This window comes from Streptomyces sp. NPDC054863, from assembly GCF_053610825.1.
On record NZ_JBSGZD010000215.1, the window covers coordinates 1 to 13,641 of the forward strand.

11 protein-coding genes are annotated in these 13,641 nt (G+C 72.1%); 8 read left to right on the forward strand and 3 right to left on the reverse strand.

Annotated features, from left to right (window positions below; translation table 11 throughout):
- Nucleotides 1-67: 67 nt before the first annotated feature.
- From ACWGIG_RS28485 to ACWGIG_RS28495, 3 genes are all read left to right on the forward strand, one after another.
- Nucleotides 68-1,555 carry a tetratricopeptide repeat protein gene (locus ACWGIG_RS28485; protein WP_453324549.1) on the forward strand — a complete coding sequence of 496 codons (1,488 nt, stop codon included), beginning with the start codon at nt 68-70 and terminating at the stop codon, nt 1,553-1,555.
- 210 nt (nt 1,556-1,765) lie between these two features.
- Nucleotides 1,766-2,560: a polyprenyl diphosphate synthase gene (gene uppS, locus ACWGIG_RS28490; RefSeq protein ID WP_453324550.1), complete on the forward strand. Its 795-nt coding sequence runs from the start codon at nt 1,766-1,768 to the stop codon at nt 2,558-2,560.
- A gap of 101 nt (nt 2,561-2,661) precedes the next feature.
- The gene (locus tag ACWGIG_RS28495; RefSeq protein WP_453324559.1) at nt 2,662-4,095 is read left to right on the forward strand and encodes an oxygenase MpaB family protein; all 1,434 of its coding nucleotides are present in this window, start codon (nt 2,662-2,664) and stop codon (nt 4,093-4,095) included.
- Between the two features lie 75 nt (nt 4,096-4,170).
- Here the strand turns inward: ACWGIG_RS28495 and ACWGIG_RS28500 are convergent, their stop codons facing one another.
- Nucleotides 4,171-4,770 (reverse strand): GNAT family N-acetyltransferase, encoded by a 600-nt coding sequence (locus ACWGIG_RS28500; RefSeq protein ID WP_453324551.1) that lies wholly within the window; start codon nt 4,768-4,770, stop codon nt 4,171-4,173.
- Nucleotides 4,771-4,850: 80 nt separating this feature from the next.
- On the opposite strand from ACWGIG_RS28500, the gene ACWGIG_RS28505 reads away from it, so the two are divergent.
- The 4 genes from ACWGIG_RS28505 to glsA all read left to right on the forward strand — a co-directional run bounded on the left by ACWGIG_RS28505 (nt 4,851) and on the right by glsA (nt 8,550).
- Nucleotides 4,851-5,489, forward strand: a complete 639-nt coding sequence (locus ACWGIG_RS28505) for a nucleotidyltransferase domain-containing protein (protein ID WP_453324552.1) — start codon at nt 4,851-4,853, stop codon at nt 5,487-5,489.
- A gap of 165 nt (nt 5,490-5,654) precedes the next feature.
- Nucleotides 5,655-6,428: a polysaccharide deacetylase family protein gene (locus tag ACWGIG_RS28510; RefSeq protein WP_453324553.1), complete on the forward strand. Its 774-nt coding sequence runs from the start codon at nt 5,655-5,657 to the stop codon at nt 6,426-6,428.
- Between the two features lie 272 nt (nt 6,429-6,700).
- Entirely contained in the window at nt 6,701-6,982 is a 282-nt protein-coding gene (locus ACWGIG_RS28515; RefSeq protein WP_453324554.1) for a hypothetical protein, read from the forward strand.
- Between the two features lie 230 nt (nt 6,983-7,212).
- Nucleotides 7,213-8,550 (forward strand): glutaminase A, encoded by a 1,338-nt coding sequence (gene glsA, locus ACWGIG_RS28520; protein ID WP_453324555.1) that lies wholly within the window; start codon nt 7,213-7,215, stop codon nt 8,548-8,550.
- Nucleotides 8,551-8,554: 4 nt separating this feature from the next.
- Here glsA and ACWGIG_RS28525 read toward each other — a convergent pair whose 3' ends face one another.
- Both ACWGIG_RS28525 and ACWGIG_RS28530 read right to left on the reverse strand, forming a co-directional pair.
- The gene (locus ACWGIG_RS28525) at nt 8,555-9,295 is read right to left on the reverse strand and encodes an SGNH/GDSL hydrolase family protein (RefSeq protein WP_453324556.1); all 741 of its coding nucleotides are present in this window, start codon (nt 9,293-9,295) and stop codon (nt 8,555-8,557) included.
- Nucleotides 9,296-9,587: 292 nt separating this feature from the next.
- Nucleotides 9,588-11,873, reverse strand: coding sequence for a serine/threonine-protein kinase (locus tag ACWGIG_RS28530; protein ID WP_453324557.1), 2,286 nt, complete (start codon nt 11,871-11,873; stop codon nt 9,588-9,590).
- Between the two features lie 259 nt (nt 11,874-12,132).
- Between ACWGIG_RS28530 and ACWGIG_RS28535 the strand changes: the two genes are divergently transcribed.
- Complete coding sequence (locus tag ACWGIG_RS28535) at nt 12,133-13,461, forward strand: cytochrome P450 (RefSeq protein ID WP_453324558.1); 1,329 nt, start codon at nt 12,133-12,135, stop codon at nt 13,459-13,461.
- The last annotated feature ends 180 nt before the right edge of the window (nt 13,462-13,641 follow it).

A 13,641-nucleotide genomic window follows, 5' to 3' on the forward strand; every position in this document is an offset into this window, starting at 1 on the left:
GGCTTGAGTCACCGCCCTGCCCGGCGCGGCCTTGTCCCCACATCTCCAGAACCCTTGGGAGCCCCCGATGACAGTGGACCGGCACCGACTCACCCTGAGCGACACGGGCCGTGACGCCGCCGAGCACTACGAACAGGCCCTGGATTCCCTGCTGTTCTTCCGTCCGGACGTCGCCGACCGGGCGGCGGACGTCCTGAGCGCCTCCCCCGGGTCCCCGATGGGGCACGCGCTCCACGCCTACCTGGCCGTCCTCGGTACGGAAGAGGCGGATTCCCTCGCGGCCCGCGCCCCCTTCGCCCGTTTCCGTGCCGCACTCGACGAGGCACGGACCACTCCCCGGGAGCGGCTGCACCTGGCTGCGGCCGGGGCCTGCCTCGACGGCGACCTCCGTGGAGCGGCCCGGTTGCTCGGCGAGTTGTCGATCGGCTGGCCCCAGGACGCGCTGGCCCTGGCGGCGGGCCACCAGCTCGACTTCCTCACGGGCGACGCGGGGCGCCTTCGCGACCGGATCGGCGGCGCGCTCGGCGCCTGGGACGAAGCGGATCCGCACTACGGCCCCCTGAAGGGGATGTACGCCTTCGGGCTGGAGGAATCGGGCCACTACGAGCAGGCGGAGGAAGCGGGCATGGAAGCCCTGGCCCGCAACCCCCGTGATGTCTGGGGTGTGCACGGCGTGACGCACACCTTCGAGATGCGGGGGCGCTTCACCGACGGGATCCGCTTCCTCGACGCACGCGTCGCCGACTGGTCGACCGGAAACTTCCTGAACGTGCACAACTGGTGGCACTACGCGCTGTTCGCCATGGAGACGGGAGACACCGACCGCGTCCTGGACATCTACGACGCCTCGATCCATCCGCCCGGGACCGACGCGGACGCACCAGGGGCCGACGCCGACGGGCTCGCCATGCAACTCCTGGACGCCTCGGCCCTCCTGTGGCGGCTGCTTCTCGCGGGCGAGGACCAGCCGGCGCGCTGGAACCGGCTCGCACAGGCATGGGCCCGGCGTGCGGACGGTCCGCACTACGCGTTCAACGACGCCCACATCGTGATGGCATACGTGGGTGCGGGCCGCGTCTCCGATGCCGAGCGACTGGTCGCCGACCGCCGCCGATGGCTCGAAACAGCTGGGGAGCCCTCCGGGCCGAAGGCGCCGAACGGGCCGAACGGGCCAAGGGCCTCGAACGGGCCGAAGGCGTCGAACCGTGCCATGACCGCCGACATCGGCCTGCCCGTGTGCGACGCGCTCATCGCCTTCGGAACAGGCCGCTACGAGGCCGTGGTCGGCCTCCTGCTTCCGCTCCGGCACCGGTTCGCCGAGTTCGGTGGCAGTCACGCCCAGCGGGACGCCCTGCACAAGACCCTCCTTGAGGCGGCGCTCCGCTCCCGACACACCGACCTGGCGCGCACGTTGCTCAGCGAGCGCATCTCCCTGCGCCCCTCGTGCCCGTACAACTGGCTCACTCAGGCACGCCTGGCCGAGCAGCTGGGCCGTCACGCCGAGGCCGCGACGGCCCGGCACCGCGCCGGCCTCCGACCGGGCAGCACCGCCTGATCAGCGGGAATTCCCTCCGGCGGGGCCGGAATTGATTCGCAGGGGCGTCCCAAGGGTGATTCCGCAGAGTGATTCCGCGGATCATCGGGCACTCCACGTGTCGGAACGGTGACACACTGCTCGCATTGATCAGATCAGCGCACCACGGCGCTGTGCCGCCCCGGCGACGCAGCGCGCCGCCCCCCTGGTGCCAGGAGAGAAGGCACGAGCATGCAGCAGACAGTCGACGGGCCCTCCCCGCTCCCGGGCACTCTCCCCCGTCAGGGCGAGGGGGAGAGCGACGGCGCTCCGCGACACGTCGCCTGCGTCATGGACGGCAACGGCCGATGGGCCCAACTGCGGTCGCTGCCGCGCACTTCCGGGCACAGCGCCGCGGAGGCGACCGTGATCGACGTCATCGAGGCCGCGCGGGCGGCCGGAGTGGGGTGGTTGAGCCTGTACGCGTTCTCCACCGAGAACTGGGGCCGGCCGAGCGGCGAAATCGACTTCCTGATGCATCTGGTACGGCGTGTGGTGCGCAAGCACGCGCTGCTCCTGCACGCCCGCGGCATCCGCTGCCGCTTCCTCGGCGTGAGCGACCCGCGCATTCCCCCGGCCCTGGCCCGGGACTTCGCCGACCTGATGACGCTGACCGCAGACAACCGGGGCATGACGCTGACCGTCGCCTTCGACCACGGCGGCCGGAGAGACATCGTCGAGGCCGCGCGCTCGCTGCTCCGCAGTGGAACGCCCCCCGGCGCGGTCACCGAGCAGACCTTCGCCAGCCACCTGCCGTACCCGGACACGCCCGATGTGGACCTGGTGATCCGCACTTCGGGGGAGCAGCGGATCTCCAACTTCATGCTCTGGCAGGTCGCTTACGCGGAATGGGTCTTCCCGGCCGTCCTGTGGCCCGACTTCCGCGCCCCCCACTTCCTTGAGTGCCTGCACGAATACCGGCACCGCAAGCGCCGCTTCGGCGGCGTGCTGCCACTGCCGGACGAGAACGGAGCATCCCGACCGTGACCACCTCGAACCCCACTCGCCCCGACGGCGACACACCCGGTGACGCACCCGGCGACGCCGAACGGCCCCGACCGACCGGCGCCGATGCCGGGCGCGAGACCTTGTCCACCCCGGAGTCCCGGTTCCGCGCGTTCTTCGACGACCCCCGCTGGGCGCTCGCCATGGTCCGGGCGACGGTGCTGGAGGCCGCGCACCCGAAGATCGGGGCGGCCCTCATCGACAACTCCACGTTCGTCGCCCACCCCTGGCGGCGCCTGCGCAACACCTTCCTGAGCATGCAGCGCATGATCGGAGCCGATGAGCAGGCACGCGACAGGGAAGCGGCCCGGCTGAACCGCATGCACGAGCGGATGAAGGGGACCGACCCCCACCACCGCCCCTACGACGCGATGGACCCCGGTGCACGCGCCTGGGTGGTGGCGACGCTGTACGAAAGCTCCGTCACCATGTACCGGTTGAGCGGGCAGCCCCTGGACCAGGCGTTCATGGAGGAGCTGTACGCCGGATTCCGGGGCGTGCTCGCGACCATGGGAGACGAGCCCGGCCAACTGCCCGACTCTCTCCCCGAGTTCTGGCGGTACTACGACAGGATGGTGGAGGAGGAGCTGGAGAACACGGAGGCGATGCGCGTCATCCTGTACAAGCTCTTCGACCACCTCCCCGCTCCGCCTCTCCTGAGCGGGTTTCCCACCCTGTGGGCGACCGGCCGCGCCGTCGCCGGGCCGGTCGTGGGGGCGATCGCGGTGGCTTCTCTGCCCGAGTCCTTCCGCCGCCGTGCGGGGCTGCCCGAGATGCCCGGCGCCCAGACCCTGATGCAGGGCGCCTACCTGGCCGTCGGCCTGACCCGGTTCCTGCCCGCGGGCTGGATCCGGCCGGACGCCGTCATCGACCTCCTCGCCCTGTCTCCCGACAGCGACGACCCGCGCGCCCGGACCCTCGCCGCCCTGCACGCCAGGATGAAGCGCGCCGGGGCCCTGCTCAGGCTCATCACCCCTCTGCCCGCCCAGGACGACCCCGTCGCCCGCACGACCGGGTCGGCCGCCGCCTCGGTCCACCGGCAGGACGCGGAGGGGTTCTTCAGGGACGTACTGGACCAGACCGGCAACGGCTGCCTGGACTGGCCCGACCTCGCCGCCATGGCCCGGGAACTGGCGAGCCGCCTCGACCTGGACGAACCCGAGGAGACCAGGCTCTACCACGCCTTCGCAGACTGGTGGCGCGAACTCCAGAGCGCCCTCGACAGCGACGGCGACGGCAGCATCAGCGCCCAGGAGTACGCCTCCGCGGCTCCCCGCCTGGCAGGACCCGCTCTCATCAGAGTCGCCGAGACCCTCTTCGACGTCACCGACAAGAACGGCAACCGGCAGATCGACGCGGACGAGTACCGCACCCTGTTCCGCACCGCGTTCCGCCGCGACCTCTGCGGTGCCGAGGGCGCGACGTACACCCGTAGCGCCTTCGTGAGGGAATTCCTGACCTTCATGTCGGGCCGTCGGCGCACCACCCCGTTCGACCCGCTGCTCGCGGGGGCGTGACCGGCACCTGCGCGTGCTCGCGCCCACCCTTGCGTACGGAAGACCTTTGCGTACGGAAGACGGGATCCGGCCCGGTCACGGCCGGATCCGCGCGGTGAGGCGCTCCTTCGCCCCGGGCCATTCGTCGGCGAGCAGCGAGAAGTACACGGAGTCGCGCCACGTGCCGTCCGGGCGGCGGCGGTGCCGGCGCAGCACACCCTCGCGCCGGGCGCCGAGGCGGGCGATGGCCGCCTGGGAGCGCTCGTTCATGTGGTCCGTCTTGAGCTGCACGCGCCCCATGCCGAGGTCCTCGAAGGCGTGACCGAGCAGGAGGAGCTTGCACTCCGTGTTGACGGCGGTGCGCCAGTACGCGCGTCCGTACCAGGTCCAGCCGATCTCCAGCCGTTCGTCCTCCACGGCGATGTCCATGTACGTGGTCCAGCCGACGGCCCGGCCGCTCTCCAGATGGACGACCGCGAACGCGACGGACTCCCCGCGACCGGCCTCCTCCAGCACGGCGCGGAGCCGCTCCGCCAGTTCGTCCTCGGTCTGCGGGGCGGGTCCGCCCTGCCACCGCCAGACCTCCTCGTCCCGGCCGCCCGCCAGGAAGAGGTCGCCGAGGTGCTGCTCGGTGAGCGGTTCGAGGCGCACGTGGCGGCCGGTGAGCGTGAGGGGCTGCGGTGTCTTTGCGGGCATGGGCCGTAACGTAACCAAGGATTGATCTAGATTCAAGACATCATTGCGCTAGTGCAATTGACGGACAGTAGGCTGTGCCGATGCCCGACTCCCTGCCGCCCGGTGGCGCTGTGCTCGATGTGGACGAACTGGATGCCCGCTGGGCGAACGCCTGGCACCCGGGGCACCTCGCGGAGCGGTTGGACGGGGTGGAGGCGCCCTGGTGCATCGCGGCGGGGTGGGCGCTGGACCTCTTCCGCGGGGAACAATCGCGACCGCACGGAGACCTGGAGATCGCGGTGCCCGCGGCGGGCTTCCCCGAGATTCGCGAGCGCTTCCCCGAGTACGCGTGTGACGCGGTGGGTTCGGGGCGGGTCTGGGCGGGGGCGGGAGGCGAGGCGCTGGCGGCCACGCATCAGACCTGGTTCCGGGACCCGGAAAGCGGCCAGTTCCTCTTCGACGTATTCCGCGAGCCGCACGAGGGCGGGACGTGGATCTGCCGACGGGACACGAGCGTACGGCTGCCGTACGGCGCGGTCGTCGAGCGGACCGCGGACGGCATTCCCTACCTGGTGCCGGAGTTGGTGCTGCTGTTCAAGGCGAAGGCGCTGCGGTCCAAGGACCAGGCGGACTTCGACGGGGTGCTGCCGCTGCTGGGCCGGGCACGCCGGGAGGCCCTCAGCGGTTGGCTGGAGCTCGTGCACCCCGGGCATCCGTGGCAGGCCCAGTTGGCGGGGTAGGTGGCCGGCAGGTGCGCCGCCCGCGCCGAGTTGTCCGCGAACTTCTTCGGAATTGTCCGTGATCGGTAACGGACGCATCCCCTGACCGCCACGCCTCGTCCTGCCAAGTGGTCCCACGGTCACCGGGGGCCGGGGACCGGCGAGGAACTGAGAAAAGGGGCGGACATGGCGCGGTACGACGGCGGGCGGGGACGGTACGGCAAGGTGGTCGGGGCGGCGCTCGGGGTGACGTTGCTCGCCGCCGGCGCCTCGGTGTGGACCGCGCAGGCCGGTACCGAGGCCGCCCCGTCGCCACAGGCGAACGCACCGGCCGCCCGGGACGGTGCCGTCAAGCCGGTCTCGACGACCATCGCGCACGCCTCGGAGGAGGGGACGCGTGGCGTCAACCTCACCATCGACGACGGACCCGACCCCGTGTGGACCCCCCAAGTCCTCGACCTGCTGCGGGAGTACGGGGCGAAGGCCACGTTCTGCATGGTGGGGACGCAGGCGCAGGCCCACCCGGAGCTCGTGAAGAAGGTGGTCGCTGCCGGGCACCGGCTGTGCGACCACTCGGTGGCTCACAACACCACCATGGACAAGAAGTCCCAGGCCTACCAGTCGCAGCAGATCCTCGACGCCGAGCGCATGATCACCGAGGCGTCCGGGGGCGTACGGCCGATGTACTACCGGGCACCCGGCGGGGCGTTCACCCCCTACAGCCGCAAGCTCGCGGCCGACCGGGGCATGCGTCCGCTGGGCTGGAACGTGGACAGCAAGGACTTCGAGCGTCCGGGTACGGACGCCATCGTCGCCACCGTCCAGCGGGAGCTGCCGGGCGGACCGACACTCCTCTTCCACGACGCGGGCGGCGACCGCACCCAGACCGTCGAGGCCCTGCGCCGGCTCCTCCCCGCACTCAAGAAGCAGGGCCGCTCCTTCGGCTTCCCGGTGCACTGAACCCCGGCCCCTGTCGGGTTGCGGGCGACGGGCGAGGCTCTCGCGACCCGGGGCGGGGGCCGGACTGCGCATATCGGGCAGAACCAGGGACGTCAACCTCGCCGCCGCCAGAACCCCTTCGAGTCGGCAGGGCCCCACGTCTGGCCCACAGGGTCGGCAACTCCCGACCGGACACGCGGCATTGAGTGACGTGCGATCTACGTTCAGTTGTCAGAGGGGCCTGCGTCATCGCGGCCCGCGACACTGAAAGAGGTATGCGCATGATGCGACGCATGGCGAGGGTTCTCGGGACTTGCGTGGCGGCTGCGACGCTCGCCCTCGCAGTTCCGGGGAACGCGTACGCGGCCCACGGATTCCTGTACATCGACTCGGTGGCCGTCCGGGAGCCGAGCGGCTGCTTCGCGCTCGGCGACTTCGCGCCGTCCACCGTCTCCAACCAGACGGACCAGGTCGTGGTGGTGTGGTCGGGAGCCGGCTGCACGGGAGGCGTCGACCATGTGATCAACCCGGGTGAGACGTACGGCACGACCGGCAGCCGGAGCGTCTTCGTCTGACCTCCCCGGAGCCGCTGAGAAGCCGCCGGCGCAAACACGTCTGCGCCACGCTGTCCGCGCCGGCCGCCGCCTTGCCGAGCGGGGCCGATGCCGAGGCCCTCGCGGCGGGCGGCGCAGGCACCTGTTCGGGGTACTTCCGGCTGCGTCGGCCGACGGGCCGTGCCTACGGTCCGGGTACGGCCGCTAGCCCACACCAGGACCGTGGAGCGGGAACAGAAGGCGTGATTTCCATGGATCCGGTGACGGAGACCCTCAAGGAGTTCCACGAGCGGTTCGGCGCGCTGAAGAGCGGCGAAGTCGCCGACTACATCCCGGAGCTCGCCCGGGCCGACCCGGACGACTTCGGGATCGCGATCACCAGCATGGCCGGCCACCGGTACCAGGCCGGGAAGGCCGACACCCCCTTCACCATCCAGTCGGTCTCCAAACCCTTCGTCTACGCCCTGGCCCTGACCGATCTGGGGCCCGACGAGATGCTCAGGCACGTCGACGCCGAGCCCAGCGGCGAAGCCTTCAACGCCATCAGCCTGGAGCCGGTCACCGGCCGGCCGGCCAACCCGATGGTCAACGCCGGCGCGATCGCCACCACCGCCCTGGTCAGGGCTGCCGACCCGGCGGCCAGGTCCGCCCGCATCCTGGACTGGCTGTCGGCGTTCGCCGGCCGCCGCCTGGACTACGACGAGGACGTGTACGCCTCCGAGGCCGCCACCGGCGACCGCAACCGCGCGCTGGCCTATCTCATGCGCTCGGCCGGATCGCTGGAAGGCGACCCCTACGCCGTGACCGGTGCCTACTTCCGTCAGTGCTCCGTCCGGGTCACCGCATCCGACCTGGCGGTCATGGCCGCGACCCTGGCCAAGGGCGGGCTGAACCCGGTCTCGGGCGAACGCGTCGTGACCCAGGACGTCGCGGAGCGGACCCTGGCGGTGATGGCCACCTGCGGCATGTACGACGGCGCAGGGAAGTGGCTGCTCAACGTCGGCCTGCCGGCCAAGAGCGGCGTCGCCGGCGGGTTGATCGCGGCCGGCCCCGGCCGGTTCGGCGTCGCGGTCTACAGCCCTCCGCTGGACTCGGAGGGCAACTCCGTACGGGGCGTGGCGGCCCTCACCGAGATGTCGCGACAGTTCGCGCTGCACCTCATGCATACGCCGACGCGCCTGACGTCCACCATCACCGGCATCACGAAGGGGCCACGGTCTGCCCTTGCCCGCAGTCCGGAGCAGGCCGCGGTCCTGGACCGCGACCGGCAGCGCATCGTCGCCGTCGCGGCCCAGGGCGATCTGGAGTTCACCGAGACCGAACAGCTCCTGAGCACCGTGGTACGGACCGCACCCGCCACACCCGGCTGGATCGTCCTGGACCTCACGGCGGTCACCGCGATCAGCCCCGGGCCCGCCGCGATGCTCGCCGTCACCCTGGCGGACCTGGAACAGCAGGGCCATCAGATCGCCGTCGCCGCCCAGAAGCCGTTCCTGGACGCAGCCGACGGCCACCCCGGCCGCTGGACGGCCTTCCCCACCCGGGACGACGCGGTGTCCTGGTGCGAGGACCGGCTTCTCGGGACCTGACGGGTCACGGCAGCCGCAGCCGTTGCGCCACCCGCCGGTAGATCGCCTCGTGCCCGGCGTCGTTCGGGTGGTAGCCGTCCGTGGTGTAGCCGCCGAACGCGGGGCGGCCCGCCGGCAGCCGGTTGGCGGGGCGGCGGTAGAGGTCGGCGCAGGGAACGGGGATGCCGCCGTTCTCCGCGCACGCCTCCCCGATGAGCTCGTCCCAGCACTCCACCCTGGAGACCGAGTGCGCGGAGCCGTCCACGGCCCATGGGAGGGTGCTGTCGCCCCATACGCCGAGGCCGACGACGACCGCGTCCGGGTTCGCGGCGGCCACCGCCGTGAACAGGGTTCGGGCGGCGGCGTAGGTGTCCTCGGGCGTGTAGACGTACCTGCCGTCGCGCTGTGCGAGGCAGTCGTTGGAGCCGAGGCCTACCACGACCAGGTCGCACCCGAAGGGGACGGTGTCCACGGTCCCCAGGCACGTCACGCCCTGCTCGTCCCTGGAGGTTGCGCCGCTGACGCGCGTGACCTGCCAGGTCTTCGCCAGCCGGACCTGCAGCAGGGACGTCCACGGCCTGGTGTCGTGGGAGGCGAAGCTGCCACGGCCGGTGATGCTGTCGCCGAGCACTCCGTACTTGAGCGGCAGGCCGGGGGACACGAGTGTGGGCACCTGCGTGGCGGTGGTGGCCGCGCCGGCCGGGAGAAGCGTGGCGGAGGCGGTCAGGGCAGCGGTGGTGAGCAGGGTCCGGCGGTCGAGGATCATCGGACGGTCCTGACCGGAAGGACGGCCCTGACCGGAAGGGCAGCCCCGACCGGGAGGCCGGTCCTGACCGGAAAGGCAGTCCCGAGCGGGAGGCCGGTCCCGAGCGGAAGGGCAGTGCGTGCCCGGGAGTTGCAGCACGGCCACATGTGAGGAGGACCTGGCAAGGCGTTGCCCTTCGGGACAAGGAGCGGATTCGGCTGCTCACACCTTCCCCACGACCGCTGCCCGGCTAATCGCCCACTCAGTCATATGGGGGGACGAATCGGACCCCTTCAGGACGCCGCCGCCGGGGTCAGCCCGACTTCGGCGGCTTCTGCGCGTCGAAGGCGAAGAGGGTGTTCTTCGCCGCGGCCACGATCACCGCACGCCCCGCGACGGTCACCCGCGGGCTCGCACCCTGCTCGCCCGTAAAGCCCTCGGCCTGCGGATCCGTCGTCCACAGGGGTTTGCCGTCGTGCGGCGACAGCGCGACCACCCGGCCGGTGGCCGAGCTGAGGTACAGCGCCCCGGCTCCCGCCACGGGCCCCGACGCGCCCTCCACGCTCGTCTGCCGCGACCACTTCTTCCGGCCGGTCGCGGGGTCGAGCGCCGTGACGAGTCCGGTCTGCCCGCTCACGTAGACGGTGCCGCCCGTCATCCCGGGCGTTCCCGCGTACGTCTTCGGCAGCCGGGCGTACGTGACCTTCCGCGTGACCGGGTCGAACCGTGCGACCCCGTCGTAGCCGGCCAGCGCCGTTCCCTCCATGTGCGCCTGGAGGAGTACGAGCCTGCCGTTGGCGACGCCCATCGGCACGGCGGGCCCCTTGAGCCCGACGGGCCTGCCCAGCCGCCCCGATGCCCGGTCGACCGCGTACAGGGCGGGGTTGCGCACCTCTGAGGCGTCCATCTCCGCGTCCGTCGCACACATCGCGTACAGCCGTGCGCCCACCGGGACGGGAGCGCACCGCCTGCCCGCGGGGAACGGCGTCTTCCAGGCGGTCTTGCCGCTGTGTGCGTCCCGGGCCTCGAAGCGGGAGTGGGAGGCGTCGACGGTCACGACGGCGGAACCGACGACCACGGCGTCCTGCGTCCGGCCCGTGACGGCCGTGGACTGCGCGCCGGACGGCACGGACCACAGCTCCCGGCCCTTGTCCGCGTCGATGGCCACCACCTCGCCGGTGGGGCCCTGCGGGGCGTTCTCGGGGGCGAAGCGGTACCCGAGCACGGTGTCGTCGGTGGCGCCCACCAGGTGCATGCCCTGGACGGGGACGCCCTGACTCTTCTGCGTCCACACCCGCGAGCCGTCGGACGCCTTGATGCGGGTCGCGACGACTCCGCCGCCCCCGCAGAACAGCGCGTCGCCGCGCGCGACGCAGCGCAGTTCGTCGGGGATGTCCTCGCGGCCTCCCTGCACGGTCCTGTGCCAGGGCCGGAAGCCGCCCGGAAGTGCGGCACCGGGCGCCGCGACGCTGTTGCCCTTCTCGCCGTTGTCGTCTCCCCCGAAGCCGCCGGCCGTCACCGCGGCGACCCCGCCGCCGATCGCCGCCACCGCGAGCGCGGCGGCGAGCACGGGACGCCATCGGCGGCGCAGGCGGCGGCCGATGAGGGTGCCGGTGCTCTCCGTGTCGAGCCCGGGAGGGACGGTGGTCGGGGCGCTGGTCAGGGCACCGGCCGGGGCGCTGGTCGGGGTGCTCGGCGGCGGGGTGTCCCGCGTCGCGAGGTGGTGCTGGGTGTCCATGTCGCGGGTGCGGCCCGCGCCGCCCCCGGCCCCGTCCGCTTCGGTCCCGCCGAGGTCGGTGGGCAAGTCCCGCAGCCGTACGAGGAGTTCGTCCGCCGAGGGACGCCCGTCGGGCTCCTTCTCCAGGCACGACTCGACGACCGCACGCAGGGCCGTCGGCACGGAACCCAACGACGGCTCCTCGTGCACCACTTGGTAGGCCGTCATGTACGGGCTGTCCGCGTCGAAGGGCCCTTGTCCCGTCGCCGCGTACACCAGCAGCGTCCCCAGTGAGAAGACGTCGGACCGCGGCCCCACACCACGCGGCGCCTGCAACTGCTCCGGCGACATGAAGGGCGGCGTCCCTATGACCCGCCCCGTCATCGTCAGCGTCTGCTGGTCCGCCGCGCGCGAGATGCCGAAGTCGATGACGCGCGGACCCTCGGGCGAGAGCACGACGTTCGAGGGCTTCAGATCGCGGTGGACGACTCCCGCGCGGTGGATGTCGCGCAGCGCCTCCGCCAGGCCGATGGCGAGCGTGCGCAGCTCCGCGCCGCTCAGCGGGCCCTTCGCGGCGATGCGCTGGGCGAGCGTGTGCCCCTCGATGTAGGTCGTCGCCATCCACGGCTGTTCGGCCTCCGGGGCTGCGTCGACCACGGCGGCGGTGAACGCGCCGCTCACCCGCCTCGCCGCCGCCACCTCCTGCCGGAAGCGGATGCGGAACTCGTCGTCCCCCGCGAACTGCTGATGGATCAGCTTGATCGCGACGGGCCGCCCCGAATCCGTACGGGCCAGGAAGACGGTGCCCATGCCGCCCGAACCGAGCCGCGCCTCCAGCAGATAGCCGCCGATCTCGGCCGGGTCACCTCCGCGCAGCGACACTCTTTCCGACCTCTCTGTCCCCCGTGCATCTCTGCCGCCACGGGCCTGCGTACCTTTCCTGCCCCACAAACTAACCGCCGGGCGGTACGGCAGAGCAAAGCGGGGTGACGAACGGGGTACCGCCCGCAGCGCGAGGGGGCAACGAGGCGTGGTTTCACCGACCGTGCCCGAGCCCGTACATTCCGTGTGGAAGGGCCCGGCGCTCTCCGCCAGCGCCCGCCGCGCCCGCCGCGCCCTGCAGTCGACCTGGAGGCGAAGCATGGACACCGACACCGATACGGCCGACGCGTCCCGTCGTCACCCCCACCCGGAGGGGCGGCCGGTCCCGGAGGCCGAGCCGGAACTCGTGGAGCGGTGGCGCGCCGAGGGCGGCCAACTGGTCGAGCTGCTGGCCCGGGTGCGCGAGCGGTGCGGCGGTGTGGCCGCGTTCCGCAACGGGTCGGCCCGCACCGTTCTCGTGACCGACCCGCAGGCGGTCCAGCACGTCCTGGCCCAGCACGCGGACCTGTACGTCAAGCGTTCCCACCGGGCCCGTCTGCTGGTCGGCGACGGTGTCCTCGCCGCCACAGGTGACGCGTGGAAGCGGCAACGCCGCCTGCTGCAGTCCCAGTTCACCGGCCCCGGGATGCGCCGCTACGAGCACCGGATCACCGGGGCCGCCCGCACCACCGCCGCGCGCTGGGAGGCGTACGCCCGTACCGGGGAGACCTTCGACGTCGGGCACGAGATGCGCCGGTTCGCGCTGGACGCCATCTGGCGCTCCCTCACGGGGTATCCGCTCGACGACTCGACCGCGGGCGTACTGACCTCGGTGGCCGCTGTCGCGGAGGCCCTGCCGACGCTGCCCGCCGACGCCGCCGACGCCCGGGACACGGTGGCCGCCGACCTCGACCGGATCGACGCGCTGGCCCGGCACGCCATCGACACCGCCCGCAGCGGCACGGCCGGCCCTGACGGGCCTGGCCTGCTGCACGTCCTGACCGGCGCCGGCACCGAACGCCCCGAGTACACCGACCAGTTGATCCGCGACGAGCTGGTCACCCTGCTCGCGGCCGGGCACGAGACCACCGCGACCACGCTGACCTGGCTCCACCTGCTCCTCGACCGCAACCCCGGCGCCCGCGAAGAAGCGCTCACCGCCGGTGGCGAAGGCTCGGAGGCGCGCCGTCAGGCCTTCCAGGCCCTGGTCCACGAGACGCTCCGGCTGTACCCGTCCGCCTGGATGCTGCCCCGCCACGCCACCCGGAACGACCTCGTCACCGGCTTCGCAGTCGAGGCCGGCACCGACCTGCTGGTCTGCCCGTACCTCACGCACCGCGACCCCGCACTCTGGCCGCGGCCCGAGCAGTTCGACCCCCGGCGCTTCAGCACCCCGGACAACCGCCCCGCCCAGCAGGGCGCCTACTTCCCGTTCGGCATCGGCCCGCGCGCCTGCCTCGGCCTGCAGTTCGCGCTCCGCGAGTCGACCGTCCTGCTGGAGCACCTGCTGCCCGTGCACACACCGGTGTTCTCCGCGCTCCCCACGAAGACGGTGTACGGCATCACCGTCCGCCCCGAAGGCCCCGCCCTCGCCACTGTGAAACCCTGAACCGGGCCGACGGAACTCCCCCCCCCATTACCGTTTTCGTTGGCTCCGCAACGGAGCTTCCGGCCTCCGGGACCGGCATGACTTCCCCCCCCTTGTTGACCATGATCCGGGGGGTGGTGTCACCGGTCCCGGAGGCACTGACTGACCGCTGATTAGGGGCATGACCTCCGACTTCTTCGC

Excerpts from the sequence above, each read along its gene's own strand:
- ACWGIG_RS28485 (WP_453324549.1), top strand. The coding sequence starts at position 68 with ATGACAGTGGACCGGCACCGACTCACCCTGAGCGACACGGGCCGTGAC.
- uppS (WP_453324550.1), top strand. The coding sequence starts at position 1,766 with ATGCAGCAGACAGTCGACGGGCCCTCCCCGCTCCCGGGCACTCTCCCC.
- ACWGIG_RS28500 (WP_453324551.1), bottom strand. The coding sequence starts at position 4,770 with ATGCCCGCAAAGACACCGCAGCCCCTCACGCTCACCGGCCGCCACGTG.
- ACWGIG_RS28505 (WP_453324552.1), top strand. The coding sequence starts at position 4,851 with ATGCCCGACTCCCTGCCGCCCGGTGGCGCTGTGCTCGATGTGGACGAA.
- ACWGIG_RS28510 (WP_453324553.1), top strand. The coding sequence starts at position 5,655 with ATGGCGCGGTACGACGGCGGGCGGGGACGGTACGGCAAGGTGGTCGGG.
- ACWGIG_RS28515 (WP_453324554.1), top strand. The coding sequence starts at position 6,701 with ATGGCGAGGGTTCTCGGGACTTGCGTGGCGGCTGCGACGCTCGCCCTC.
- glsA (WP_453324555.1), top strand. The coding sequence starts at position 7,213 with ATGGATCCGGTGACGGAGACCCTCAAGGAGTTCCACGAGCGGTTCGGC.
- ACWGIG_RS28525 (WP_453324556.1), bottom strand. The coding sequence starts at position 9,295 with ATGATCCTCGACCGCCGGACCCTGCTCACCACCGCTGCCCTGACCGCC.
- ACWGIG_RS28535 (WP_453324558.1), top strand. The coding sequence starts at position 12,133 with ATGGACACCGACACCGATACGGCCGACGCGTCCCGTCGTCACCCCCAC.